Genomic DNA, 25,044 nt, shown 5'->3' with positions numbered 1-25,044 from the left:
TCATGCCTATCAACATCACCATGCCTGCCCTTTCTCCGACGATGGAAGAGGGCAATCTGGCCAAGTGGCTGGTCAAGGAAGGCGACAAGGTCGCCCCCGGTGACGTGATCGCCGAGATCGAGACCGACAAGGCGACCATGGAAGTGGAAGCCGTCGACGAGGGTACGGTCGCCAAGCTCGTGGTTCCCGCTGGTAGCGAAGGGGTCAAGGTCAACGCCCTGATCGCAATTCTCGCCGCCGATGGCGAGGACGTGGCTGAAGCGGCAAAGGGCGGCGATGCCGCTCCTGCGAAAGCCGAGGCTCCCAAGCAGGAAGCCGCTAAGGCCGAAGCGCCGAAGGAAGAAACAGCACCTGCCAAGGCTGAAAAGCCGGCCGCCGATCAGGCGCCCGCGTCTTCCACGCCTGCACCGGTTGCAAAGTCCGGTGAGCGCATCTTTGCTTCGCCGCTTGCCCGCCGTCTTGCCAAGGAAGCCGGTCTCGACCTCTCGGCCGTCTCCGGTTCCGGCCCGCATGGCCGCATCATCAAGACCGACGTGGAAAAGGCTGCCGCTTCCGGCGGTGCGAAGGCTGCTCCGGCCGCCGCTGCATCGCCAAGTGCACCGGCTCCGGCCCTTGCCAAGGGGCAATCGGACGAAGCGGTTCTCAAGCTGTTCGAACCGGGTTCCTACGAGCTCGTGCCGCATGACGGCATGCGCAAGGTCATCGCCAAGCGTCTGGTCGAATCCAAGCAGACGGTTCCGCATTTCTACGTTTCCGTGGATTGCGAGCTCGACACGCTTCTGGCGTTGCGCGCCCAGCTCAATGCGGCTGCTCCGGAAAAGGACGGCAAGCCGGTCTACAAGCTGTCGGTCAACGACATGGTCATCAAGGCGCTGGCGCTTTCGCTGCGCGATGTACCTGACGCCAACGTCTCCTGGACGGAAAGCGCCATGGTCAAGCACAAGCACTCGGATGTCGGCGTTGCCGTTTCCATTCCGGGTGGCCTGATCACGCCGATCATCCGCAAGGCGGAAGAAAAGTCGCTCTCCACCATCTCCAACGAGATGAAGGACTACGGCAAGCGCGCGAAAGAGCGCAAGCTGAAGCCCGAGGAGTATCAGGGTGGCACGACCGCCGTGTCCAACATGGGCATGATGGGCGTGAAAAGCTTCTCCGCCGTCATCAACCCGCCGCATGCCACCATTCTGGCGGTCGGTGCGGGCGAACAGCGGGCAGTCGTGAAGAATGGCGAGATCAAGATCGCCAACGTCATGACCGTCACGCTCTCGACCGACCATCGCTGCGTCGATGGCGCGCTCGGAGCCGAACTGATCGGCGCCTTCAAGCGCTATATCGAAAACCCGATGGGCATGCTGGTTTGATCGGAGAGTAAGATGGTGAAGTCGGTCCTCTGCTTTGGCGATTCCCTCACCTGGGGATCAAATGCGGAAACGGGTGGCCGGCACAGCCATGACGATCTTTGGCCGAGCGTCTTGCAAAAGGCGCTCGGGCCTGACGTGCATGTGATCCACGAAGGGCTGGGCGGTCGCACCACCGCCTATGACGACCACACCGCCGATTGTGACCGCAATGGCGCCAGATTGCTGCCGACGCTGCTGCACAGCCATGCGCCGCTCGATCTCGTCATCATCATGCTCGGCACCAATGACATGAAGCCGTCGATCCACGGGTCGGCCATTGTCGCCATGAAGGGTATCGAGCGGCTGGTAAAGCTCACGCGCAACCATGTCTGGCAGGTACCCGACTGGGAAGCGCCTGGTGTGCTGATCGTCGCGCCGCCGCAGCTCTGCGAAACGGCGAACCCCGTCATGGGGGCGATCTTTCGTGATGCGATTGATGAATCGGCGATGCTGGCCTCCGTTTACCGCGACCTTGCGGACGAGCTCGATTGCGGATTTTTCGATGCAGGGTCCGTCGCCCACACGACGCCGGTGGATGGCGTTCATCTCGATGCTGAAAACACAGGGGCCATCGGCCGCGGGCTGGAGCCCGTCGTCCGCATGATGCTCGGACTTTGACACTCATTCTCGTTTCGGGACGGTTTGCCGTCATCCGAACAAGACAAGGCAGGATTTTCAATGGCTCAATTTTATGACGTCATCATCATCGGTTCGGGACCGGGCGGTTATATTGCCGCGATCCGCGCAGCCCAGCTCGGCATGAAGGTTGCCGTCGTGGAGCGCGAGCATCTGGCAGGTATCTGCTCCAACTGGGGCTGCATTCCGACCAAAGCCCTGCTGCGCACCGCCGATGTCATGCACACTGCCACCCACGCCAAAGATTACGGCCTTACGCTGGAAGGCTCGATCAAGCCGGATGTGAAGGCAATCGTCGCCCGCTCGCGCGGCATTGCCGCTCGCATGAACAATGGTGTCGGTTTCCTGTTCAAGAAGAACAAGGTCGATATCATCTGGGGTGAAGCCAAGATCACCAAGCCGGGCGAAATCGTAGTCGGCAAGTCAACCAAGCCGGTGGTACAGCCGCAGGGCCCCGTGCCGAAGAACACGCTGGGCGAGGGCACCTACACTGCCAAGCACATCATCGTCGCAACTGGCGCGCGCCCGCGTGCGCTGCCAGGCATTGAGCCCGATGGCAAGCTGATCTGGACTTATTTCGAGGCAATGAAGCCGGAAGAAATGCCGAAGTCGCTGCTCGTCATGGGCTCGGGCGCCATTGGCATCGAATTCGCCAGCTTCTACCGCACCATGGGTGTGGACGTGACCGTTGTCGAAATCATGAGCCAGGTCATGCCTGTAGAAGACGCGGAAATCTCCACCTTCGCCAAGAAGCAGCTCGAAAAGCAGGGCATGAAAATCCATCTGGAAACCAAGGTTTCCAAGGTGGAGAAAGGCGCGAACTCCATCACCGCGACGCTGGAGAAGAAGGACGGTTCTTCCGAGAAGATCACCGCAGATCGCATGATCTCCGCCGTCGGCGTCGTTGCCAATATCGAAGGCATCGGCCTGGAGGCTGCTGGCGTGAAGACCGATCGCGGCTTCATCGTCATCGACGGTTATGGCAAGACCAACGTTCCCGGCATCTACGCCATCGGCGACGTTGCTGGCCCGCCTCTGCTTGCCCACAAGGCTGAGCACGAAGCTGTCATCTGCGTCGAAAAGATCGCCGGTCTGCCGAATGTTCACCCGATGGACAAGCTGAAGATTCCAGGCTGCACCTATTGCAACCCGCAGGTTGCCTCGGTTGGTCTCACCGAAGCCAAGGCAAAGGAACAGGGCCGCGATATTCGCGTCGGCCGCTTCTCCTTTGCGGCAAACGGCAAGGCGGTCGCGCTTGGCGAAGACCAGGGCTTGGTCAAAACCATCTTCGACAAGAAGACCGGCGAGCTCCTCGGCGCCCATATGGTCGGCGCGGAAGTGACCGAACTCATTCAGGGCTTTGTCGTCGCCATGAATCTGGAGACGACAGAAGAAGATTTGATGCACACCATCTTCCCCCATCCGACCATTTCGGAATCGATGAAGGAAAGCGTGCTCGACGCTTACGGACGTGTGCTCAACGCATAAGTGCCGCGTGATACCCGGCATTGTCTAACCTTGCCGGGTGTCCCATATGTCTCGATGAAGCCTTAAGGCGGGGCTGTTGTTTCAGGGAGCGTGGAATGGAAAGTGTAGGCTGGATTGCAGCAATCATCATCGGCGGTCTCGCCGGCTGGCTTGCTGGAAAGCTCATGGACATGCGTTTCGGCATTTTCATGAACATTGTGCTTGGCATTGTCGGTTCGGTGGTGGCTGTTGCGCTGCTTCGCAGTCTCGATGTCTTCGTGCAGGACAGCAGGCTCGGTTATTTCGTCACGTCTTTCCTGGGCGCCAGCCTGCTGCTGTTTGTGGCAAAGCTGGTGCGGCGCTAACGGGCCGCATGACCGGAAAGGGCTTACGCTTTTTCTGGAATTGTTCTAAAGCATCCGGCCAACAGGTGTTTAGATCGCTACAGGCGATGGAAGCAGGTTTTTAATGGTCACTATTCTCGACAGGACATCGTCCGACGAAAAGCGCATCCGCCATCCGGAAAAGGCGCATAAGCCCGATACCGAGGTGATGCGCAAGCCGGAGTGGATCCGCGTCAAGGCACCGACCTCCAAGGGTTATCACGAGACGCGCGAACTGGTGCGCAGCCACAAGCTCGTCACGGTGTGCGAGGAAGCCGGCTGTCCGAATATCGGCGAGTGCTGGGAGAAGAAACACGCGACCTTCATGATCATGGGTGAAATCTGCACCCGTGCCTGCGCCTTCTGCAACGTCGCGACCGGCAAGCCCAATGCGCTTGATATGGACGAGCCTGAGAATGTCGCCAAGGCCGTCAAGCAGATGGGCCTTTCGCACGTCGTCATCACCTCGGTAGACCGCGACGATCTCGCCGATGGCGGTGCTGAACATTTCGAAAAGGTCATCTGGGCGATCCGCGCCGCGTCTCCGACGACGACCATCGAAATCCTCACGCCCGACTTCCTGAAGAAGCCCGGCGCGCTGGAGCGTGTCGTGGCCGCCAAGCCAGACGTCTTCAACCACAATATGGAAACCGTTCCGGGCAATTACCTGACGGTTCGCCCCGGTGCGCGCTATTTCCATTCCGTGCGCCTCCTGCAGCGCGTCAAGGAACTGGACCCCACCATGTTCACCAAGTCGGGCATTATGGTTGGTCTCGGTGAAGAGCGTAACGAAGTGCTGCAACTGATGGACGATCTGCGCAGTGCCGATGTGGACTTCCTGACTATCGGCCAATACCTGCAGCCGACCCGCAAACACCACAAGGTCGAGGCCTTCGTCACACCGGAGGAATTCAAGTCCTACGAGACGGTCGCCTATGCCAAGGGCTTCCTGATGGTCTCCTCCAGCCCGCTGACGCGTTCCTCGCACCATGCAGGCGACGATTTCGAACGCCTGCGTGCAGCCCGCGAGAAGAAGCTTCTGGCGGCTGCTGAGTAAGGGATAAAGGTTCGGCGACATAGATTGCTGGATCGGGCGATATGCGCTCTCCCCACCGTCATGCTTGGGCTTGTCCCGAACATCTGCGACCTATCGATTGTACGATACGTAATTGGATCCTCGGGACAGGCCCGAGGATGACGTGAGTGGGAGGCGAGGCTTGTGAAATGGTTCATCCGCCTGTTGCAGGCCTTCCACCCAATCACACCACAACCTTCTCCGGCCTATGCGCCCGCATGCACAAGACGACGCTCAGCACCACCGAGCAGATCGCCACGATTTCGACGAGCGTCGGCCCGCGCCCTTCCCATAGAAACCCGTAAAGCAGCGCAAACAGCGTTTCGAACAGGATCATCTGCCCCACCATGGTGAGCGGCAGCATGCGGCTCATGCGGTTCCAGAAGGCATTGCCGAGAATGGAGGCGGTGAAACCAAGCCCGGCGGCGATGGCGGCGAAATGCAGCCAGTCTCCCGTACCGTGGCTTTCTCCGCCAAAGCCGAAGGCCGGAATGGCGAGCAGCAACGCAAGCCCGCCGGTCACCACACCCGTCATCATGTTCCAGTCATCGGCGCTGACATCGTGAAGGCGCGAGAGCCAACGGGCATTGCCAACCGCGAAAGCCGTCCAAGACGCGAGCGCTCCCAGCGCGCAGGCAAGCCCGATGAGACGCGAGACATCCAGCCCGGCGTCGTTTTCCGTCAGCGACTGCCAGGAAATGCCGATGATGCCAATTGCGCCGAAAACGAGCGATGGCCAGAGCCGCTTCAGCGACACTGCGCCATGATCACGGCTGCCGATGATGGTGACCGCGACCGGCAGGAAACCGATGATGATCGAGGTGAAGGCGACACCGCTCAGTTTCACTGCTGTCGAGATGAAGACGTAATAGGCGATGTTGCCGATCATGCTCAGCCAGCCGAGCGCGATCCATTCGCGCGGACCGAAATGGGCCGATACCCGCTTCAGACGTGGGCCGATAATGATGAGGGAAATCAGCCCGTAGGTGAGATAACGCGCCGTCGAGAGTTGCAGCGCGGAAAAATCCGGCACGAGTTTGGGCGCGAGGAATATGCCGCCCCAGAGCGCACCCGCCAGCATGCCGTAAAAAACACCGAGACCTGTCCTGTTGTTCATGTCATGTCACATCCGCATTCACTTTGTCCGCGATGTGCCACAGCCCTTTGCGGCTGTCTTGACAAAAACTCCTGAGGATTTGTCCGCCGCTCTGATTGATGGTTTTCAGAGGGTTGTCCGTTTATAGCGGATTTGAGGGTAGGTGTGGCTTACCCCCCTCTGCCCTGCCGGGCATCTCCCCCTCAAGGGGGGAGATTGGCAGGAGGCGCTAACTCCACTTCATTCTCAAGCTTCGAGATGGGCGAGACCTTGCCACAGATCGATCTCCCCCCTTGAGGGGGAGATGCCCGGCAGGGCAGAGGGGGGTAGAGCCACACCCACCCACGCTCCACTGAACGACGACCGCGTGAAAGCTCACATCTAGTGGATGCCGCGATTCCGGCGATAGGCGGCCGGTGTTTCGCCGACGCTATTGCGCATGGCGCGCGTCAGCGCCGTCTGGTCGGAAAAACCGGCCAGCAGGGCAATTTCGGCGATGGGCAGGCTGGAATCGTCGAGCAGGGCGCAGACCTTGCCCATACGCAGCCGGGCCAGCCAGCGGTGAGGCGAGAGACCGAACTCCTCGAGAAACAGGGCATGAAGGCGGCTTTCGCTGATCGACGCACAGGCCGCCAGCATGCCGACGGTCCAAAGGAAGAACGGTTCCGCCCTAACGACCGCGCCAAGCCAACGCAGGCGCTCCCGGATATCGGCTCTTTCATCGGCAAGGCTGTCGACAAGAAGCGGCGCCCACAGGCCAGCGACATCGTCTCGGCGCCCATCCGTTCCAATGAGGCCGCGCATATAGACGATCAATTGCCGTGTGTCCGGGGCAATTTCGAGAAAGGGCGTGCGGGAAAACTTCTCGAGCGTGCGTTCGGAAACAGCACTTTCATCGAGATCGACGACCAGCGAACGGTTGATGTCAGTCGCTTCCTGCGTGTGCGGCGCATCGCGATGGATGAAGACGCCGCGCCCGGTGGAGAGTTCATCCTGCCGGCCGGCCACGTCGATCCGCAGGTGGCCGGAGACGGGAAGAACGATCTGCACGAAGCCATGCCGCTCCCTGGGTCTTTCCTGCCGGTAGGTTCTGATATCTGCCGATGCGACTGTCATGACGCTGTCGTTTCCATTGTGCAAAGAAATGGCCGCCTCGAAAAAGCGGCCGGTTTCATTGCATGATTATGGCATCGTCTTGAAGATTGGACCAGCCGGCTTTATCGCTCGGCTATGGGAAAAGGCAATTAACAGTCTTCCTTGACGGTCGATTCGCCGCGTTTGCGCTTTCGCAAAACCGGCTTGTTCTCTCTCGCCTCGCATTTCGCGACGTCGATGAGATAGGCAAGCATCGGCATTTCGTTCATCGATGCGAGTTGCTTGGCGGATTCGAGAAGGTTGATGATGTTGGAAAAATCGTCCATCGGCTCACTCAGTGGCTCAAAGCGGTTATGTATCGGGTGTGAACCCAAGGATGAATAAGCGCGGTGAAAATGGGAGGTTCCAGCGCCGTTGCATCCCATGGGTGTAATATTAGTCGCAAATAAATAGCAATCCCTGCGAGGGGGTTGCAATAGTTAAATTTCCGTAACGTCGGGCGCTGGCGTCTCACCGTTGCAGAATATTGCCCGCTTTATTGGACAATGCACGGCGACGAGAATGAGGTTTATTCGATGCCGAACTATCTGGAAAACGTCAAGGATGCAGCTGACATCATCGCGTCGGCACGCCGCATCATGGTTGTCGGCTGCTCCGGCGGTGGGAAATCGACACTGTCGCAAAAACTCGCGGCTGCCTTCGGGCTTCGCTATGTTTCCATGGATCGCGACATTTTCTGGTTGCCAGGATGGCAGTTGCGCCCGCGCGAAGAACAGCGGCAGAGGATCGCAGCTATCATCACCGAAGATCGATGGCTGATGGATGGCAGCAATCCCTCATCGTTCGATTTGCGTCTGCCAAGAACGGATATCGTCCTGTGGGTCCGGATGCCGCGCTGGCTTTGCCTGTGGGGTGCGATCAGCCGGATCGTGAAGGGTTATGGCAAGGCCCGGCCCGAAATGGCGGCAGGGTGCCCGGAAAGAATAGACCTCGATTTCCTGCGCTATATCTGGAATTTCGAAAGCCGCCACACTCCGATCTTCGAAGAGAATTTCGCGCTTCATGGCCCCAACGTGCCGATATTCCAGCTAAAAAGCCGAAAACAGCTTCGCCGCCTTCTTGATCTTCTCGGTATCGAGGATTAACTGCCGTTCATGCCACAGTTCGAAACACATCGCTTTGTCAAACACTCGCCCGACCGCATGTACGACCTCGTCGCCGATGTGGAGAAATATCCGCAATTTCTGCCGCTTTGCGAGGCGCTCACCGTCCGCTTGCGCAAGGAACGGGATGGCAAGGTGCTGTTGGTGGCGGATATGACTGTTGGCTACAAGGCCATTCGCGAGACCTTCACCACGCAGGTGTTGTTGAACCCCGCCGAGCGCGCCATCGATGTGAAATATATCGATGGCCCGTTCAAATATCTCGATAATCGCTGGCGTTTTGAAGCCGCCGAAAATGGCGGCGCGGCCATTCATTTCTTCATAGATTATGAATTCAAGAACCGCCTGCTCGGCGCGGTCATGGGTTCTATGTTCGATCGGGCGTTCCGCATGTTTGCGGAAGCCTTCGAGACCCGCGCCGACAAAATCTACACCGACCCCGCCTGATTGAGGGCAATCAGCATCTCAAGCGCGGTCCTGACCGTCGCAAGCCGGATTTCAGTACGACCGATATCTCCGTAACGCATTTCGTGATGCAGGAGTTCGCCGTTGCGCGCCTTGGCGGCCAGATGCACCAGCCCCACCGGTTTTTCGGCTGAACCGCCGCCCGGACCGGCAATGCCGGTCACCGCCACGGCGAAATCCGCGCGCGAGCGGAAGAGGGCGCCATGTGCCATCTGCAGCGCGGTCTGCCGGGAGACCGCACCAAATGTTGTCAGAGTCTCGGCGCCAACTCCCAGCATGTCCCTCTTGGCTTCGTTCGTGTAGGTGACGAAACCGCGGTCGACGACGGCGGAGGAGCCGGCAATCTCCGTCAGTGCGCCGACGATCAGTCCTCCGGTGCAGCTTTCCGCCGTCGAGACCATCAAACCACGGCCGCTGAAATCGGTGATGATTCGCCGTGCCAGTTCTTCGATATCTTCGGGGAAAAGGCTCATAGCGGCCTGCCTCGGTAGACGACGGTGGCGGTGGCGATGGCCGCTATGCCTTCCCGGCGGCCGACGAAACCGATCGTCTCATTGGTTGTCGCTTTCACCGAGCAGCGCTCCAGCGCAATGCCGAGCATGTCCGAAAGTGCTTCCCGCATCGCCTGGCGGTGCGGACCGATGCGCGGAGCTTCGGCGATCAGCGAGACATCGGCATTCATGATCGTGCCGCCATTGTCGCGCACGACCTTGGCCGCATGTTCAAGGAAAATACGCGAGGCCGCGCCCTTCCATTGCGGGTCGGAAGGCGGGAAGTGATCGCCGATATCGCCCGCACCGCAGGTAGCGAGCAGCGCGTCCGTCAACGCATGCAGAGCCACATCGGCATCCGAATGGCCTTTGAGTTTCTGGTCGTGTTCGATGAAGACGCCGCAAAGCGTCACGCCGTCGCCGGCCTCCAGCTGGTGAACGTCGTAACCATTGCCGGTGCGCACATCGGGCAATGCGTGGGAGAGCTTTTCATCGGCCATGGCGATATCCCGCTTGAGAGTGAGTTTCACATTATCGACCGAACCTTCGGTCAGCGTCACGGTCAGTCCCGCCCATTCGGCAATCGATGCATCATCGGTGAAATCCGTTTTGCCGGAAGCGGCGGCGGCACGATGCGCGCCAAGAATGTCGCTGTAGCTGAAACTTTGCGGTGTCTGCGCCGCATAAAGTCCCTGCCGGGAAACCGTCTCCACAACGCGATCATCCAGGCCGCGCTTCAGCGTATCGGTGACGGGCAGGGCAGGCAGAACGCCTCCCGCGCCCGCCAGATGCAGCGCCACGATACGCTCCAGCATGTCCGCGGCGACGAAAGGCCGCACGGCATCATGGATCATCACATGGGTAAGGCCGTGCAAGGAGAGTGCCTCAAGCCCGGCCAGCACTGATTGCTGGCGCGTCGCGCCGCCTGTGACTGTGGTGATCCGCTCGCCGGCATCAAGCCGTGCAAGGATAGGCGACAGCAGTGCAGCATCATCGGCATGGCTGACGACCACGATCGGGCAGGCGTCGTTCCAGCGCAGGAAGGTCGCCAAGGTATGCTCGATCACGGCCTTGCCGCCGATCGGGCGATATTGCTTGGGCCCTTCCTCAGGAGAGCCTGCTCTTTCACCGCGTCCGGCGGCGACGATGACGATGCCGAATTTCATAGTACTTTCCTGCATTGGTCATATGCTTTGTGCGCAACCCTTAGCGGTTGACAGTCCTGCTCTAGCGTTTCAAAACCCGGATGGCCAGCCCGATAAGACGCGCATTCGCCCCTGCATGTCGCGGGATCGATCGTCATTGCGCCTTTGAACCTGCACAAATTGCTGCCGACAGCAAAACAGGCAGGCAGCCGCCCAGCAAATAAAAGGTGCAACCCTCTAAAAGTGCTTGGCAACCGCGCAAACACTGTCTAAAAATAATGCAAATAACCCTTCTGCATGAAAGATCATCAATTGCATCTTCCGGAGTTGTCAGAACCGTTCAGCATCGGCTCAGTCACGATCCGTAATCGTGCGGTGCTGGCGCCCATGTCGGGCGTGACGGATTTGCCGTTCCGGCAGCTGGCCTGGCGTTATGGCGCGGGTCTGGTCGTGACGGAAATGGTCGCAAGTCGCGAACTCGTCGCTAACAGGGGCGAATCCTGGGCCCGACTGAAAAATGCCGGCATGGTTCCGCATATGGTGCAGCTTGCCGGGCGCGAGGCACATTTCATGGCTGAGGCCGCGAAGATTGCCGCCGATAACGGCGCCGGCATCATCGATATCAATATGGGTTGTCCGGCAAAGAAGGTGACGGGCGGTTATTCCGGCTCGGCTTTGATGCGTGATCCCGACCATGCACTGTCGTTGATCGAGGCGACGGTTGGCGCGGTTGATGTACCGGTAACGCTTAAGATGCGGCTCGGCTGGGACGAAAACAGCATCAATGCGCCTGACATTGCCCGCCGTGCCGAAGCGGCTGGTGTGCAGCTCATCACCATTCACGGTCGCACCCGCATGCAGTTTTATGAGGGGCGGGCGGATTGGGACGCCATCCGCGCCGTGCGCGAGGTGATTTCCGTGCCGCTGATCGCCAATGGCGATGTGGAAACAGCTGAGGATGCGCGCGAAATCCTGCACCGTTCCGGTGCGGATGCTGTCATGGTCGGTCGCGGCGCGCAGGGTCAGCCCTGGCTGCCGGCGGTGCTCGCCGGACATTCAGCGCCGCACCGCGACGATATTCCCGCCATCGCCATCGAACATTACGAGATGATGCTGGAATTCTACGGAAGGGAAGCCGGTCTCCGGCATGCCCGCAAACATCTGGGCTGGTATCTCGACCGTTTCGCACCTGATATCGCCACGCCCCATAAGGCTAACATCATGACATCGCGTGATACGGTAGAGGTGGCGGATCTGCTGCGCTCCGCCCTTTGCGAAAATGCGGGCGAAGAAGCCGCAAGGAAGGCCGCATGAGCGCTGACAAACACAGCCCGGCAGATGCAAACCCGCTCGCCATGGCGGTTCTGAACGCGGTGCAAAACCCGGTCATTCTGGTGGATGGCGAAGGTTTCATTTCATTCGCCAATTGGGAAGCCGAAGCTTTTTTTGGGGCGAGCGCCTCCCATCTTGCCCGTTATCGCGTCTCCACTTTCATTCCCTTCGGCAGTCCGCTTCTGGCGCTGATCGATCAGGTGCGGGAGCGCCGTGCGCCGGTCAACGAATATCGCGTTGATCTGAGTTCGCCGCGCCTCGGCCAGGACAAGCTGGTGGACCTTTATGTAGCGCCCGTCGTCAGCGAGCCGGGGTCGGTGGTCGTCGTCTTCCAGGAACGGTCGATGGCCGACAAGATCGACCGGCAGTTGACCCATCGCGCCGCGGCTCGCTCGGTCACCGGCCTTGCCTCAATGCTGGCGCATGAGATCAAGAACCCGCTTTCAGGCATTCGCGGGGCTGCCCAGTTGCTGGAGTCCTCCGTTCCCGATGAAGACCGCGCGCTGACGCGACTGATCTGCGACGAGACCGACCGTATCGTCTCGCTGGTCGACCGTATGGAAGTATTTTCCGACGAGCGTCCGGTGGACCGCGTACCGGTCAACATCCATTCGGTGCTCGATCATGTGAAGGCCATCGCCAAGGCGGGTTTTGCCCGCCACATCAAGATATCAGAGAATTACGACCCGTCGCTGCCACCGGTCTATGCCAATCGCGATCAACTGGTGCAGGTCTTCCTCAATCTGGTGAAGAATGCGGCCGAGGCCGTGGGTAACCAGACGGATGGCGAAATATTGCTGACGACGGCTTATCGCCCCGGCATGCGTATGTCGGTTGCCGGCAGCCGCGAACGCATCTCGTTGCCGCTCGAATTTTGCGTGCATGACAACGGCCCCGGCGTTCCGGCCGATCTTCTGCCGCATCTTTTCGATCCTTTCATCACTACCAAGACGAATGGTTCGGGCCTGGGACTTGCGCTTGTCGCCAAGCTGATCGGCGCCCATGGCGGCATTGTCGAATGCGACAGCCAGAACCACCGCACGACTTTCCGCGTATTGATGCCCGTCTCGCCGGAAGTGGCGCTTGACGACAGCTCTTTGCCGAACACGACAGGAAATGACAGATGACAGCTACGATCCTCGTCGCCGATGATGATGCCGCAATCCGCACGGTACTGAACCAGGCGCTCAGCCGCGCCGGTTACGACGTGCGCATCACCTCCAACGCCGCAACGCTCTGGCGCTGGGTGTCGGCGGGTGAGGGCGATCTTGTCGTGACCGATGTCGTGATGCCGGATGAAAACGCCTTCGATCTTCTGCCGCGCATCAAGAAGGCCCGTCCGGACCTGCCGGTTCTCGTCATGAGCGCCCAGAACACCTTCATGACGGCCATCAAGGCCTCGGAGAAGGGCGCCTACGACTATCTGCCCAAGCCCTTCGATCTCACGGAACTGATCGCCATCATCGGCCGCGCGCTTTCCGAACCGAAGCGCAAGCCCGCCAAGCTCGATGACGACATGCAGGACGGCATGCCGCTCGTTGGCCGCTCCGCGGCGATGCAGGAAATCTACCGTGTTCTCGCCCGCCTGATGCAGACCGACCTGACCCTGATGATCACGGGTGAATCCGGCACCGGCAAGGAGCTAGTGGCGCGCGCGCTGCATGATTACGGCAAGCGCCGCAACGGTCCCTTTGTTGCCATCAACATGGCGGCCATCCCGCGCGACCTTATCGAATCCGAACTGTTCGGCCATGAGAAGGGTGCCTTTACCGGCGCGCAGAACCGCTCCACCGGCCGTTTCGAACAGGCCGAGGGCGGTACGCTGTTCCTCGATGAAATCGGCGATATGCCGATGGATGCCCAGACGCGCCTGCTGCGCGTCCTGCAGCAGGGCGAATATACGACCGTGGGAGGCCGCACGCCGATCCGTACCGATGTCCGCATCGTTGCCGCCACCAACAAGGACCTGAAACAGTCGATCAATCAGGGTCTCTTCCGCGAAGACCTTTATTATCGCCTCAACGTCGTGCCGCTGCGCCTGCCGCCGCTGCGCGATCGCGCCGAGGATATTCCTGATCTCGTGCGCCATTTCATCCAGACGGGTGAGAAAGAAGGGCTGGAAGGCAAGCGTTTCGAGACAGAGGCGCTGGAGGTGATGAAGGCCTATGCCTGGCCGGGCAACGTGCGCGAGCTGGAAAACCTGATCCGCCGCCTGATGGCGCTTTATCCGCAGGAAGTCATCACCCGCGAGATCATCGAGCAGGAATTGCAGTCGGATGTTCCCGATAGCCCGCTGGACAAGATGGCGGTCCGCACCGGCTCGCTCACCATTTCGCAGGCGGTTGAGGAAAACATGCGGGATTATTTCGCCAGCTTCGGTGATGGCCTGCCACCGCCCGGCCTTTATGACCGCGTGCTGCGCGAACTCGAATACCCGCTGATTCTCGCTGCCCTGACGGCGACCCGCGGCAACCAGATCAAGGCCGCCGATCTTCTTGGCCTCAACCGCAATACGCTGCGCAAGAAAATCCGCGAGCTCGGCGTTTCCGTCTATCGTAGTTCCCGCCCCAGCTGAGAATGTTGACAAGGCCGCAGTTGTCGTTGCATTTTCGCCACATTGTGTTGCTTGGAAAACACTAGGAAGGACAGAGATTCGCCAGAGGGAGGTGAGTCCTGCCTGACTTCAGGACTGTGGTGCTGGCTGGCCAGCAATTGGGAGTAGTGCATGCGGAAACCCGCCGCCGAACACGACGTTGCCGACGAGGCAGCGGGAATGGTGGTTGCCGATCGCAGGATGTCATTTGCCCTGCCGGGGCTGGTGCTCGCCGGCGTTGCCCTTGTCTGTGCCATCATCACCCTCTTCGTGCTTATGGGCGTGACGCCGATTGCACCGACGACCAATGTCGTCATTGCCTCGGTGGTGATCAATTCGATCTTGGTAATCGGCCTGATCTTCCTCATCGGCCGCGAAATCAACCGGCTGCTGAAAGCGCGTAAAAAGGGCAGGGCGGCGGCGCGACTCCACGTTCGCATCGTCGTGCTTTTCTCCATCGTCGCGATCACGCCGGCCGTTCTTGTGGCGATCTTCGCCAGCCTGACGCTGAATGTCGGCCTCGACCGCTGGTTTTCGATCCGCACCCAGTCGATCGTCGAGTCATCAGGCAATATCGCCCAAGCCTATATGATGGAAAATGCCGGTTATCTGCAGGGCCAGACCCTGTCGATGGCCACCGACCTCGATCGCAACCGCGCACTTTTTTATCTTGATCGTACCGGCTTCGTCGATCTGATGACGCGTCAGGCCAAGGGCCGCGGCCTGCTCGGCGCGTTTCTGGTGCAGGAGGACGGCGACGCGGTTGCGCAGGCCGATATCAAGACGGAAAAGCCGCTTCCGGCCATTCCGCACGACGCGCTCGAAAAAGCCGCCGCCGGTCAACCGACCCTTATCCCGCCCGGTATCACCAACCTCGTTGGCGCCATTATCAAACTTGAAGGCATCAGCGGCACGTTCCTCTATACCGTGCGCGCGGTCGATCCCAAGGTGATGACCGCAATGCGGCTGATGGAGGAGAACCGCGCGGAATACAAGAATATGGAGGCGGGCCGCGCGCCGCTGCAGATCGCCTTTGCGATCCTCTATCTCGGTTTTGCGCTGATCGTGCTTCTGGTCGCCATCTGGACGGCAATCGCGGTCGCCGACCGGATCGTGCGGCCGATCCGTCTTCTCATCAGCGCCGCCGACAGTGTCGCCACCGGCAACATGCATGTGCTGGTTCCCGTTCGCGCCGTCGATGGCGACGTCGGGCGCCTGTCGCGCACCTTCAACAAGATGGTCTCGGAACTGCGCAGCCAGCAGGAGCAGATCATCGAGGCCAAGGACGATATTGACGACCGCCGCCGCTTCATCGAAGCCGTGTTGTCGGGCGTGACCGCCGCCGTCATCGGCATTGATGAGAACCGCAGGATCACCATCGTCAACCCGTCCGGTGAGGAGTTCCTGGCGCTGAATTTCGACCAGTTGATGGGAGCGCAGCTTTCCGAGATTGCACCGGAGATTGATCAGGTCGTGACCGAGGCGAACAGCTGGGCGCGCGGCAACTTCCGCAAGCAGATCAATATCATGCGGCGCGGCAAGGAACGGACGCTGAATGTGCAGGTAACCCGCGAGGATGCCCGTGATGGCCGCGACAGCTATGTCATCACCCTCGACGACATTACCGATCTCGTCATCGCTCAGCGCTCCACCGCATGGTCGGATGTGGCACGGCGTATTGCACATGAAATCAAGAACCCGCTGACGCCGATCCAGCTTTCCGCAGAGCGCATCAAGCGCCGTTTCGGCAAGCAGATCGCCGAAAATGACCGCGCCATCTTCGACCAGTGTACGGACACCATTGTCCGGCAGGTCGGTGATATCGGCCGGATGGTGGATGAATTCTCGGCCTTTGCGCGTATGCCAAAGCCGACGAAGGAAAAGTCGGACCTGCGGGCGATCCTCAAGGACGCAGCCTTCCTTCGAGAAATCAGCGCCGCCGATACGAAGTTCACGACGGAGTTGGGGGATATCCCGCTGGAGGGCATGTTCGATGCCCGCATGCTGGGACAGGCCTTCGGCAATCTCATCAAGAATGCGACGGAAGCCATCGAGGCGGTGGAGGGCGAAAAGCGGCCGGGTAAAATCCTGGTGCGTGCGTCTTTCGACGAGGCCAATTCGCGTTTCGTGGCTGACATCATCGACAATGGCCGTGGCCTTCCTGTCGAAAACCGTCACCGCATTCTCGAACCCTATATGACGATGCGGGACAAGGGCACGGGCCTTGGTCTGGCCATCGTCAAGAAGATCATCGAAGAACATGGCGGGTATCTGGAACTCCACGATGCCCCTGCCGAATTCGACCATGGCCATGGCGCCATGATCCGAGTGCTGCTGCCCTATATCGAGGCGGTCGGCGGCGAAAATAACAAGGAAGCAGCATATGGCGTCTGATATTTTGGTCGTGGATGACGAAGCGGACATTCGCGAAATCGTAGCGGGCATTCTTTCCGATGAAGGCCACGAGACGCGTATGGCCTTCGACAGCGACAGCGCACTGGCCGCCATTTCCGAGCGTGTGCCGCGCCTGATCTTTCTCGACATCTGGATGCAGGGTTCGAAACTCGACGGTCTGGCGCTGCTGGACGAAATCAAGAGCCGCCACCCCGAAATCCCTGTCGTCATGATTTCCGGTCACGGCAATATCGAAACCGCCGTCAACGCGATCAAGCGAGGGGCGTTCGATTTCATTGAAAAGCCGTTCAAGGCCGATCGTCTGATCCTGATCGCCGAGCGGGCGCTGGAAAACTCCAAGCTGAAGCGCGAGGTTCAGGAACTCAAGAGGCGTACCGGTGACGCGGTTGAACTCGTCGGCGCGTCACTTGCGGTTTCGCAGCTTCGCCAGACCATCGACAGGGTTGCGCCCACCAACAGCCGTATCATGATCCTCGGTCCCTCCGGTTCCGGCAAGGAGCTGGTGGCACGCATGGTGCACAAGAAATCCTCGCGCGCCACGGGACCTTTCGTGGCGCTGAATGCCGCGACGATTACGCCTGATCGTATGGAAATTGCGCTGTTCGGCACGGAAGGCCTGCCCGGGCAGCCCCGCAAGGTGGGCGCTCTGGAAGAAGCCCATCGTGGCGTTCTTTACCTTGATGAAGTCGGCGAAATGCCGCGCGAAACCCAGAACAAGATCCTGCGCGTGCTGGTCGATCAGCAGTTCGAGCGCGTCGGCGGCGGCAAGCGGGTGAAGGTGGATGTGCGCATCATTTCCTCTACCGCCCATCACCTCGAAAGCCTGATCGCCGAAGGCCAGTTCCGCGAGGACCTCTATCATCGCCTCGCCGTGGTGCCGGTGAAGGTGCCGGCGCTCTCCGAACGGCGCGAGGATATTCCTTTCCTCGTCGACATGTTCATGCGGCAGATTTCCGAGCAGGCCGGCATTCGCCCACGCAAGATCGGCGACGACGCCATGGCCGTTCTCCAAACCCATGACTGGCCGGGCAATATCCGCCAGCTGCGCAACAATATCGAGCGGCTGATGATCCTCGCCCGTCCAGAAGGTGGCGAAGCCCCGATCTCGGCCGACATGCTGCCTTCGGATATTGGCGACATGCTGCCGAAGATTTCGGCGCAGGGCGACCAGCACATCATGACCCTGCCGCTGCGTGAAGCGCGCGAAATGTTTGAACGGGACTATCTGATGGCCCAGATCAACCGCTTCGGCGGCAATATTTCGCGCACGGCGGAATTTGTCGGCATGGAACGGTCGGCGCTGCATCGCAAACTGAAATCTCTCGGCGTATAAGGGAAAAAGGCGCTTCGCCGCAACCGATTATTCCGTCAGAGAGACAGCATGAAAGTCATCATTTGCGGCGCAGGGCAGGTGGGTTACGGCATCGCCGAACAATTGTCGCGGGAGGACAATGAGGTATCGGTGATCGATACGGCCGCGCCGCTAATCACCGCCATTACCGAGACGCTGGATGTGCGCGGTTATGTCGGTCACGGCGCCCATCCAGACATGCTGGCCAAGGCCGGTGCGGATCAGGCCGACATGATCATCGCGGTAACGCTGCATGACGAGATCAATATCGTCGCCTGCGAAGTGGCGCATGCACTCTTCAGCGTGCCGACCAAGATTGCCCGTATCCGCGACCAGAGCTATCTGAAGCCGGAATATGCCGATCTCTTCAGCCGCGAAAACATGTCCATCGATGTGACGATTTCCCCGGAAGTTGAAGTTGGGAAGATGGTGCTTCGCCGCATCGCCTTTCCGGGCGCCACCGATGTGGTGCGCTTTGCCGAAGATACGATCTACATGCTGGCCATCGAATGCATGGAAGATTGCCCCGTCATCAACACGCCGCTGCAGCAGCTCTCCAGCCTGTTTCCGGACCTCGTCGCCACGGTGGTGGGTGTCTATCGTAACGGCCTTCTCAAGGTGGCGCATTCCTCCGAGCAGTTGCGGGTGGGCGACCTTGCCTATGTCATCTGCCAGCGCCAGCACGCCCGCCGCACATTGAGCCTCTTCGGCCATGAAGAGCAGGAAGCGCAGCGCATCGTCATTGCAGGCGCCGGCAATATCGGCCATTTCGTTGCGCACAAGATCGAGGAAATGCAGCCGAAAACGCGCGTGAAGATCATCGAGGCCGATCGCGACAGGGCGATTGCCGCATCCGAACAGCTGAGCCACACCATCGTCATGCATGGCTCGGCCCTCGACCAGAAAATTCTGATGCAGGCGGATATTCAGGATGCAGACCTGATCGTCACGCTCACCAATAACGACCAGACCAACATTCTAGCCGCCGTGATCGCCAAGCAGCTTGGCTGCAAATCGAACCTGGCGCTGCTGAACAGCACCTCCTTCCATGATGTCGCCCGCTCGCTGGGACTCGATGCCTATATCAACCCCCGCGCCGTCACGATCTCACGCGTGCTACAGCATGTGCGCAAAGGCCGTATACGTTCGGTCTACGCCGTCCAGCGCGGTTCGGCAGAGGTGATCGAGGCGGAAGCGCTGGAAACATCGCCGCTGGTCGGTCAGTCTTTTCGCGATATCGATATGCCCGATGGCGTGCGCATTGGCGCGATCTATCGCGACGGTGTGGTGATCCGCCCGGATGGCAGCACGAAAATCAAGGCGAAGGATCGCGTCGTGCTGTTTGCCTCCGCCGATGCGGTGCGGGATGTGGAACAACTTTTCCGTGTTTCGATACAATATTTTTGACTGTCCCGAATCGAAAATGCGGGTCAATACTCGTACTCATTTGGCTGTTTTCGCCGTTGCGGAACGGAACATGATTTGATACCAGAGTTTGAGGTCGGCCAAGCGGGGGACAAGACTCGGCCGGCTTATTATTGATTGATTATTTTCCGGTATCCCTGCCGGCAATAAAGAAAGAAGCGGCGCCATGGCGGAACGTTCTCAAAACCTTCAGGATCTCTTCCTCAATACCGTTCGTAAGCAAAAGATTTCGCTCACGATTTTCCTGATCAACGGCGTCAAGCTGACGGGCGTTGTCACCTCCTTCGACAATTTCTGCGTGCTTCTGCGCCGCGATGGTCACTCGCAGCTGGTCTACAAGCATGCAATCTCCACCATCATGCCCGGCCAGCCGATGCAGATGTTCGAGAGCGAAGAAGGCGCGGCCTGATCAGGCTCCTTTAACGGTATCTTCGACAGAGACTGACCTGAATCGGAACATTTCCGGTCCCGTCAGGTTAATCTCCATGGCCGCCCGCGCGGATGCGGTCGGCCGTAACATTCTTTCTGGATAAGGCCGAACCCATTTCAACACGCGACACCTCGAACGAATCGATCATTCCGGAGCAGGAAAAGCGCCGCGACGACATGCGCGCGGTTGTTCTTGTGCCCGTTCTCAAGCAGCAGCGCGAAAATCGTGACGCGGCGGCAGGCCCGGCTGCTCCCGGCCGTTCCGTCGAAGCCAAGCTTGAGGAAGCGAAGGGTCTGGCGCTTGCCATCGATCTCGAGGTGACCCAGGGGCTCGTCGTTTCGGTCAACCAGCCGCGTCCCGCAACCCTGTTCGGAACCGGCAAGATCGAGGAAATCGGTCATCTCTTGGATGAAACCGATTCCGGTCTGGTGATTGTCGACCATCCGCTCACCCCGGTGCAGCAGCGCAATCTCGAAAAGCAGTGGAACGCCAAGGTCATCGACCGCACCGGCCTGATCCTTGAAATCTTCGGCCGCCGCGCCTCCACCAAGGAGGGCACGCTGCAGGTCGATCTTGCGCATCTGAACTACCAGAAGGGCCGCCTGGTCAGAAGCTGGACCCACCTTGAACGGCAGCGCGGTGGTGCAGGCTTCATGGGTGGTCCGGGCGAAACCCAGATCGAGGCCGACAGACGGTTGCTGCAGGATCGCATCGTAAAGCTCGAAAAGGAGCTGGAGCAGGTGGTGCGTACCCGCCAGCTTCACCGTGCCAAGCGCCGCAAGGTGCCGCATCCGATCGTTGCACTGGTTGGCTACACCAATGCCGGCAAATCCACGCTGTTCAACCGCATCACCGGTGCGGGTGTTCTGGCGGAAGACATGCTGTTCGCCACACTCGACCCGACATTGCGCCGCATGAAGCTGCCGCATGGCCGAACCGTCATCCTGTCGGATACGGTGGGCTTCATTTCCGACCTGCCGACACATCTCGTCGCCGCGTTCCGCGCGACGCTGGAAGAGGTGCTGGAGGCCGATCTCGTTCTGCATGTTCGTGACATGTCGGATCCTGATAATGCCGCCCAGTCTGCGGATGTTCTGCGTATTCTTGGCGATCTCGGTATCGATGAGAAGGAAGCCGAAAAGCGTATCATCGAGGTCTGGAACAAGGTCGACCGTCTGGAGCCGGAAGCACACGACGCCATCATTGAGCGCGCCGAAGGGCGCTCGGATATCCGCGCCGTTTCCGCAATCACGGGTGAGGGCGTCGATGCCCTTATGGACGAGATTTCAAAGCGCCTGTCCGGTGTGCTGACGGAAACCACCGTGGTTCTTTCCGTGGAGCAGTTGCCGCTGATATCCTGGGTTTACAGCAATTCCATCGTCGACAATCGTGAAGATCACGAGGACGGATCGGTTGCGCTGGATGTTCGCCTGTCGGAAGCGCAGGCTGTTGAACTCGAACGGAAGCTTGGAAAGACGGCCGGTCGCGAGCGGGAAGACTGGGAACGCTGAGCGCTCCCGTTCATCAAATAATCAGGGCAAAACCGTATCAAGCGAACGCTCGATCCGTTTCGCCGCCTGCCACAAATCTTCCATCCTCTCGAGGCTCGCCTCTTTCAACGTCTCGCCATTGTCGCTGAGCGATGTCTCGATGTGATTGAAACGTCTACGGAATTTCGTATTGGTGCCGCGCAGGGCATCTTCCGGATCGGCTTTGACGTGGCGACCGATATTGACGAGGGCGAAGATCAGATCGCCGAGTTCGTCAGAGACTTTCTCCGGCTTTCCCTCCGCCAGCGCCTCGCGCAGTTCGGCGATTTCCTCCTCGATCTTGTCGAGGATGGGCGCCGGGTCAGACCAGTCGAAACCGACGCGGGCGGCCTGCTCCTGCAATTTCAAAGCCTCCGTCAGCGCCGGCTGGCTGCGCTGCACGCCGCCCAGAAACCCGGCCTTGAAATCTTCGGTGATGCCCCGCCGTGCACGGCGCTCTGCCCTTTCACGCTTCTCCTCGGCCTTGATCTGGTCCCACTGCAGCTTGACGCTGTCAGGCGTATCGGCATCGGAGACGTCGAAGACATGCGGATGGCGGCGGATCATCTTCGAGGTGACAGCGTGCACCACGTCGCCAAAGGCGAATTCACCCCGTTCCTCGGCGATGCGGGCGTGGAAAACCACCTGCAGCAGAAGATCACCCAGCTCATCGCAAAGATCGTCCATATCCTTGCGCTCGATGGCATCGGCAACCTCATAGGCCTCTTCGATCGTATAGGGCTTGATCGTCTCGAAGGTCTGCACGACATCCCAGGGGCAGCCGGTTTCCGGCTGACGCAGCGCCTCCATGATCTCGATCAGGCGGGAAATATCCTTCGAGGCTTCCATCGTATCTAAACCTTCGTTTTTAGTTTTACGTATTGTCCGAACGGAAAACCGCTACGCAGTTTTCCCTGGAAATGCTTAATTCAGCGGAATATCGTTGTCGCTCTTGGATGATTGGTAGCTGGTGGAGAGATCATCATAAGCGGCCTTGATGCGGGCCGTCTGGGCCTTCAGCGTGGTTTTCAGCGCATCGTCTTCGCCTTCCACCAGATCGGCGATGAAGAAAGAATTCCAGAAGGCGTTACTGCGGCGATATCCACCCGGTTCCAGCCCAAAGACTTCCTTGAGAATTTTCAGGTCATGCGGGATCGCGAAAGCGTCGCGTGAATCCTCGTGGCTGAAGAAGGAATAGAAATTATCGAAACCGGCCCAGGTGATGGCGGACATGCACATGGTGCAGGGTTCGTGGGTGGAGAGGAAAATCAGGTCCTTGGTATTCGGCTTTTCGCCCAGCTCGTAAAAACGCTTCAGTGTATGCACTTCGCCATGCCAGAGCGGATTTTCCAGCTCATTATTGGTCTCGGCAACGACGAGCGACAGGTCCGATTTGCGCAGGATCGCCGCCCCGAAAACCTTGTTACCGAGACTGACGCCGCGGACAGTCAGGGGTAGGATCTCGTGTTCGATGACATCGAGGAGGCGGGCGGCGAGCGGCTGGCTGGTCAAGGGTCTGATCCTTCGTGCCGCTTTCAGGAAAGCGGTCTTCGCATGGAGAAATCGACAGGTGATTGTCATTCCTTGTTCGGCGCGGGCACCTGCTTTGTCAAGGGATTCCGCGGGGATTCTGAGGCCCCGCCAAGGCTCGAAAAATCCTCGCCGGTTTGTTTTCCTCCAAAACCGGGGTCTTCGAGAAATAAAAATCCAGGTCCCGGAAAGGCTTGAATTTCTGTTTCTTCAATCTTGCGCCGCAATGCGGGATATATGTCCAATGCACAACGAACATGATTTTTCCGCTGCTGGCGACCGCCTTTCAACCTTCCCCGCTTTCTTCCGGGTGGAGGGCCGGCAGGTTGCCGTTTTCGGCAATGGCGACGAAGCCTTCGCGAAGGTGAGGCTGCTCGCCAATACCAACGCCCATATCGTTGCTTATGCCGATCAGCCGGAAGCGGATTTTGCGCGTTACATCAGCGAAAACAGTATCGATCACCGTGCTCTGGCCTTCGCCAGCCTGTTGGTTGACAACGCCACCCTCGTGTTCGCCGCAACGGGCGATGAAGCGCTGGATCGTGAAATCGTCTCTGTAGCACGTGCGAAGAAAATCCCCGCCAATGCGGTGGATCAGCCCGAATTTTGCGACTTCTTCACGCCTGCACTCGTTGCCCGCGCGCCAGTTGCCATTGCCATCGGCACGGAAGGGGCAGGGCCGGTTCTCGCCCAGATGATCCGCGCCCGCATCGACCAGATGCTGTCGCCATCGCTCGGCAAACTCGCGCGTCTTGCGGTGCAGTATCGTGATGCGGCTGAGGAAAACGTGCCGAAGGGTGCCCTGCGGCGCAATTTCTGGCGGCGTTTCTTCTCTGGTGCGGTCGCGGATGCCGTCGCGATTGGCGATACGCTGTCCGCCCGTCAGGCGGCTGACCGTCTGCTGCAGTCTCCCGAACGCAGCGAAGGCCGCGTCTGGCTGGTCGGCGCAGGCCCCGGCGCGGAAGATTTGCTGACCCTGCGTGCGCAGCGCGTGCTGATGGAAGCCGATGTGATCGTCTACGACGCCCTGGTGCCGCAGGCGATTGTCGATATGGGTCGCCGCGATGCCGAGCGGCTCTCCGTAGGCAAGCGCAAGGGCTGCCATAGCAAGTCGCAAAATGACATCAACCGCCTGCTGGTGCGTCTCGGCCAGGAAGGCAAGCGTGTCGTCCGCCTCAAATCCGGTGATCCGCTGGTCTATGGCCGCGCGGGTGAGGAGATGGCAGCGCTGCGCGAGGCCGGTATCGCTTATGAAATCGTGCCGGGCATCACTTCCGCCTTTGCCGCGGCTGCGGATTTCGAATTGCCACTGACGCTGCGCGGTGTCGCTTCGTCGCTGATTTTCACCACTGGTCACGACCTGACCGGCGATGTCCTGCCTGATTGGGCGCGTCTTGCCGTCTCCGGCGCCACCATTGCCGTCTATATGGGCCGCAGCGTTGCCGCTTCGGTGGCCAAGCGGCTGATCGATGCGGGACTTGGCGTCGAAACCACCGTCGCCGTCATCGAGAATGCCAGCCGCGCGGATCGCCGCCTGCTGCATGGCACATTGAACGATCTGCCCGACCTCGAACATCGCGATGAACTGACCGGTCCGGTCATGGTCATCATCGGTGATGCGGTTGCTGGTGCGAATTTCGACAGATCCGAGGCGCTTGCGCTTGCAGTCAAGCCGGCGAGCCTCAAAAGGGAGTATGTGAATGGTTGACAAGGTTTTGACCGCCAATCGCCTGAGCGACGGCATTGCCGTCTGGCTCGACGCCAATGGCGAATGGACCGAGACGCTGCAGGATGCAATCGTCGCTCGTCATGCGGAGGCGGTGGCCTCGTTCGAGGAAATCGGCAAGCGCGATTTTTCCGCCAACAAGGTCGTTGACGTCAATATCGTCGATGTCGTGGAAGAGAACGGCAAGCTCTGGCCGACGCGGCTTCGCGAGCGTATCCGCGCCGCCGGCCCGACCATGCACTATGCCACCGGCTACAAGCCGGCCGATGCAGCATTTATCGCAGTCTGAGGAAGAAT

24 protein-coding genes are annotated in these 25,044 nt (G+C 59.6%); 17 read left to right on the top strand and 7 right to left on the bottom strand.

Annotated features, from left to right (window positions below; genetic code table 11):
- Positions 1 to 2 precede the first annotated feature (2 nt).
- From O8B93_RS12600 to lipA, 5 genes are all read left to right on the top strand, one after another.
- Positions 3 to 1,361, top strand: a complete 1,359-nt coding sequence (locus O8B93_RS12600; protein WP_269710358.1) for a pyruvate dehydrogenase complex dihydrolipoamide acetyltransferase — start codon at positions 3 to 5, stop codon at positions 1,359 to 1,361.
- A gap of 12 nt (positions 1,362 to 1,373) precedes the next feature.
- Positions 1,374 to 2,018, top strand: coding sequence for an SGNH/GDSL hydrolase family protein (locus O8B93_RS12595; protein WP_269710357.1), 645 nt, complete (start codon positions 1,374 to 1,376; stop codon positions 2,016 to 2,018).
- Between the two features lie 60 nt (positions 2,019 to 2,078).
- A complete protein-coding gene (gene lpdA, locus O8B93_RS12590) occupies positions 2,079 to 3,524 on the top strand; it encodes a dihydrolipoyl dehydrogenase (RefSeq protein ID WP_269710356.1) in 1,446 nt (481 codons plus the stop codon).
- Positions 3,525 to 3,619: 95 nt separating this feature from the next.
- Complete coding sequence (locus tag O8B93_RS12585) at positions 3,620 to 3,868, top strand: GlsB/YeaQ/YmgE family stress response membrane protein (RefSeq protein ID WP_269710355.1); 249 nt, start codon at positions 3,620 to 3,622, stop codon at positions 3,866 to 3,868.
- Positions 3,869 to 3,971: 103 nt separating this feature from the next.
- Positions 3,972 to 4,943 carry a lipoyl synthase gene (gene lipA, locus O8B93_RS12580; protein WP_269710354.1) on the top strand — a complete coding sequence of 324 codons (972 nt, stop codon included), beginning with the start codon at positions 3,972 to 3,974 and terminating at the stop codon, positions 4,941 to 4,943.
- Positions 4,944 to 5,145: 202 nt separating this feature from the next.
- On the opposite strand, the gene O8B93_RS12575 is transcribed toward lipA, so the two are convergent.
- The 3 genes from O8B93_RS12575 to O8B93_RS12565 all read right to left on the bottom strand — a co-directional run bounded on the left by O8B93_RS12575 (position 5,146) and on the right by O8B93_RS12565 (position 7,478).
- Entirely contained in the window at positions 5,146 to 6,078 is a 933-nt protein-coding gene (locus tag O8B93_RS12575) for a DMT family transporter (protein ID WP_269710353.1), read from the bottom strand.
- Between the two features lie 360 nt (positions 6,079 to 6,438).
- The gene (locus O8B93_RS12570; RefSeq protein ID WP_269710352.1) at positions 6,439 to 7,173 is read right to left on the bottom strand and encodes a helix-turn-helix transcriptional regulator; all 735 of its coding nucleotides are present in this window, start codon (positions 7,171 to 7,173) and stop codon (positions 6,439 to 6,441) included.
- Positions 7,174 to 7,301: 128 nt separating this feature from the next.
- Positions 7,302 to 7,478 carry a hypothetical protein gene (locus O8B93_RS12565; RefSeq protein WP_167341581.1) on the bottom strand — a complete coding sequence of 59 codons (177 nt, stop codon included), beginning with the start codon at positions 7,476 to 7,478 and terminating at the stop codon, positions 7,302 to 7,304.
- Positions 7,479 to 7,727: 249 nt separating this feature from the next.
- Between O8B93_RS12565 and O8B93_RS12560 the strand changes: the two genes are divergently transcribed.
- A complete protein-coding gene (locus O8B93_RS12560) occupies positions 7,728 to 8,297 on the top strand; it encodes a P-loop NTPase family protein (RefSeq protein WP_269710351.1) in 570 nt (189 codons plus the stop codon).
- A gap of 9 nt (positions 8,298 to 8,306) precedes the next feature.
- Positions 8,307 to 8,762: a type II toxin-antitoxin system RatA family toxin gene (locus O8B93_RS12555; protein ID WP_269710350.1), complete on the top strand. Its 456-nt coding sequence runs from the start codon at positions 8,307 to 8,309 to the stop codon at positions 8,760 to 8,762.
- Here O8B93_RS12555 and O8B93_RS12550 read toward each other — a convergent pair.
- Together O8B93_RS12550 and O8B93_RS12545 are read right to left on the bottom strand one after the other, a co-directional pair.
- Positions 8,744 to 9,253, bottom strand: a complete 510-nt coding sequence (locus O8B93_RS12550; protein ID WP_269710349.1) for a CinA family protein — start codon at positions 9,251 to 9,253, stop codon at positions 8,744 to 8,746. The genes O8B93_RS12555 and O8B93_RS12550 overlap by 19 nt on opposite strands.
- On the bottom strand, positions 9,250 to 10,437 hold the full coding sequence (locus O8B93_RS12545; RefSeq protein ID WP_269710348.1) for a bifunctional 2-C-methyl-D-erythritol 4-phosphate cytidylyltransferase/2-C-methyl-D-erythritol 2,4-cyclodiphosphate synthase: 1,188 nt from the start codon (positions 10,435 to 10,437) through the stop codon (positions 9,250 to 9,252). The genes O8B93_RS12550 and O8B93_RS12545 overlap by 4 nt, the downstream gene beginning before the upstream one ends.
- A 276-nt stretch (positions 10,438 to 10,713) precedes the next feature.
- On the opposite strand from O8B93_RS12545, the gene dusB reads away from it, so the two are divergent.
- The 8 genes from dusB (at position 10,714) to hflX (ending at position 21,473) form a co-directional block, all read left to right on the top strand.
- Complete coding sequence (gene dusB / locus O8B93_RS12540) at positions 10,714 to 11,730, top strand: tRNA dihydrouridine synthase DusB (protein WP_269710347.1); 1,017 nt, start codon at positions 10,714 to 10,716, stop codon at positions 11,728 to 11,730.
- Positions 11,727 to 12,875 carry a two-component system sensor histidine kinase NtrB gene (locus O8B93_RS12535; RefSeq protein WP_269710346.1) on the top strand — a complete coding sequence of 383 codons (1,149 nt, stop codon included), beginning with the start codon at positions 11,727 to 11,729 and terminating at the stop codon, positions 12,873 to 12,875. The genes dusB and O8B93_RS12535 overlap by 4 nt, the downstream gene beginning before the upstream one ends.
- Positions 12,872 to 14,323 (top strand): nitrogen regulation protein NR(I), encoded by a 1,452-nt coding sequence (gene ntrC / locus O8B93_RS12530; RefSeq protein ID WP_004441656.1) that lies wholly within the window; start codon positions 12,872 to 12,874, stop codon positions 14,321 to 14,323. Before O8B93_RS12535 ends, ntrC begins: the two co-directional genes overlap by 4 nt.
- Before the next feature lie 150 nt (positions 14,324 to 14,473).
- Positions 14,474 to 16,735 (top strand): sensor histidine kinase NtrY-like, encoded by a 2,262-nt coding sequence (locus O8B93_RS12525; RefSeq protein WP_269710345.1) that lies wholly within the window; start codon positions 14,474 to 14,476, stop codon positions 16,733 to 16,735.
- Positions 16,725 to 18,089, top strand: a complete 1,365-nt coding sequence (gene ntrX / locus O8B93_RS12520; RefSeq protein WP_269710344.1) for a nitrogen assimilation response regulator NtrX — start codon at positions 16,725 to 16,727, stop codon at positions 18,087 to 18,089. The genes O8B93_RS12525 and ntrX overlap by 11 nt, the downstream gene beginning before the upstream one ends.
- Positions 18,090 to 18,137: 48 nt before the next feature.
- A complete protein-coding gene (trkA, locus tag O8B93_RS12515; RefSeq protein ID WP_405049060.1) occupies positions 18,138 to 19,514 on the top strand; it encodes a Trk system potassium transporter TrkA in 1,377 nt (458 codons plus the stop codon).
- Between the two features lie 184 nt (positions 19,515 to 19,698).
- Positions 19,699 to 19,941 (top strand): RNA chaperone Hfq, encoded by a 243-nt coding sequence (gene hfq / locus O8B93_RS12510; protein ID WP_003496145.1) that lies wholly within the window; start codon positions 19,699 to 19,701, stop codon positions 19,939 to 19,941.
- Between the two features lie 92 nt (positions 19,942 to 20,033).
- Positions 20,034 to 21,473, top strand: a complete 1,440-nt coding sequence (hflX, locus tag O8B93_RS12505; protein ID WP_269710343.1) for a GTPase HflX — start codon at positions 20,034 to 20,036, stop codon at positions 21,471 to 21,473.
- 21 nt (positions 21,474 to 21,494) lie between these two features.
- Here hflX and mazG read toward each other — a convergent pair whose 3' ends face one another.
- Positions 21,495 to 22,340 carry a nucleoside triphosphate pyrophosphohydrolase gene (gene mazG, locus O8B93_RS12500; protein ID WP_269710342.1) on the bottom strand — a complete coding sequence of 282 codons (846 nt, stop codon included), beginning with the start codon at positions 22,338 to 22,340 and terminating at the stop codon, positions 21,495 to 21,497.
- A 75-nt stretch (positions 22,341 to 22,415) separates the two neighbouring features.
- A complete protein-coding gene (locus O8B93_RS12495; RefSeq protein ID WP_269710341.1) occupies positions 22,416 to 23,003 on the bottom strand; it encodes a deaminase in 588 nt (195 codons plus the stop codon).
- 262 nt (positions 23,004 to 23,265) lie between these two features.
- On the opposite strand from O8B93_RS12495, the gene cysG reads away from it, so the two are divergent.
- The gene (gene cysG, locus O8B93_RS12490; RefSeq protein WP_269710340.1) at positions 23,266 to 24,729 is read left to right on the top strand and encodes a siroheme synthase CysG; all 1,464 of its coding nucleotides are present in this window, start codon (positions 23,266 to 23,268) and stop codon (positions 24,727 to 24,729) included.
- Positions 24,722 to 25,036 carry a DUF2849 domain-containing protein gene (locus O8B93_RS12485; protein ID WP_269710339.1) on the top strand — a complete coding sequence of 105 codons (315 nt, stop codon included), beginning with the start codon at positions 24,722 to 24,724 and terminating at the stop codon, positions 25,034 to 25,036. Before cysG ends, O8B93_RS12485 begins: the two co-directional genes overlap by 8 nt.
- The last annotated feature ends 8 nt before the right edge of the window (positions 25,037 to 25,044 follow it).

The organism is Martinezella rhizogenes, assembly GCF_027460065.1.
GTDB lineage: Bacteria > Pseudomonadota > Alphaproteobacteria > Rhizobiales > Rhizobiaceae > Agrobacterium > Agrobacterium rhizogenes_C.
Note: the sequence above shows the minus strand (reverse complement) of the source record. Positions and strands in the feature narration are given on the sequence as shown.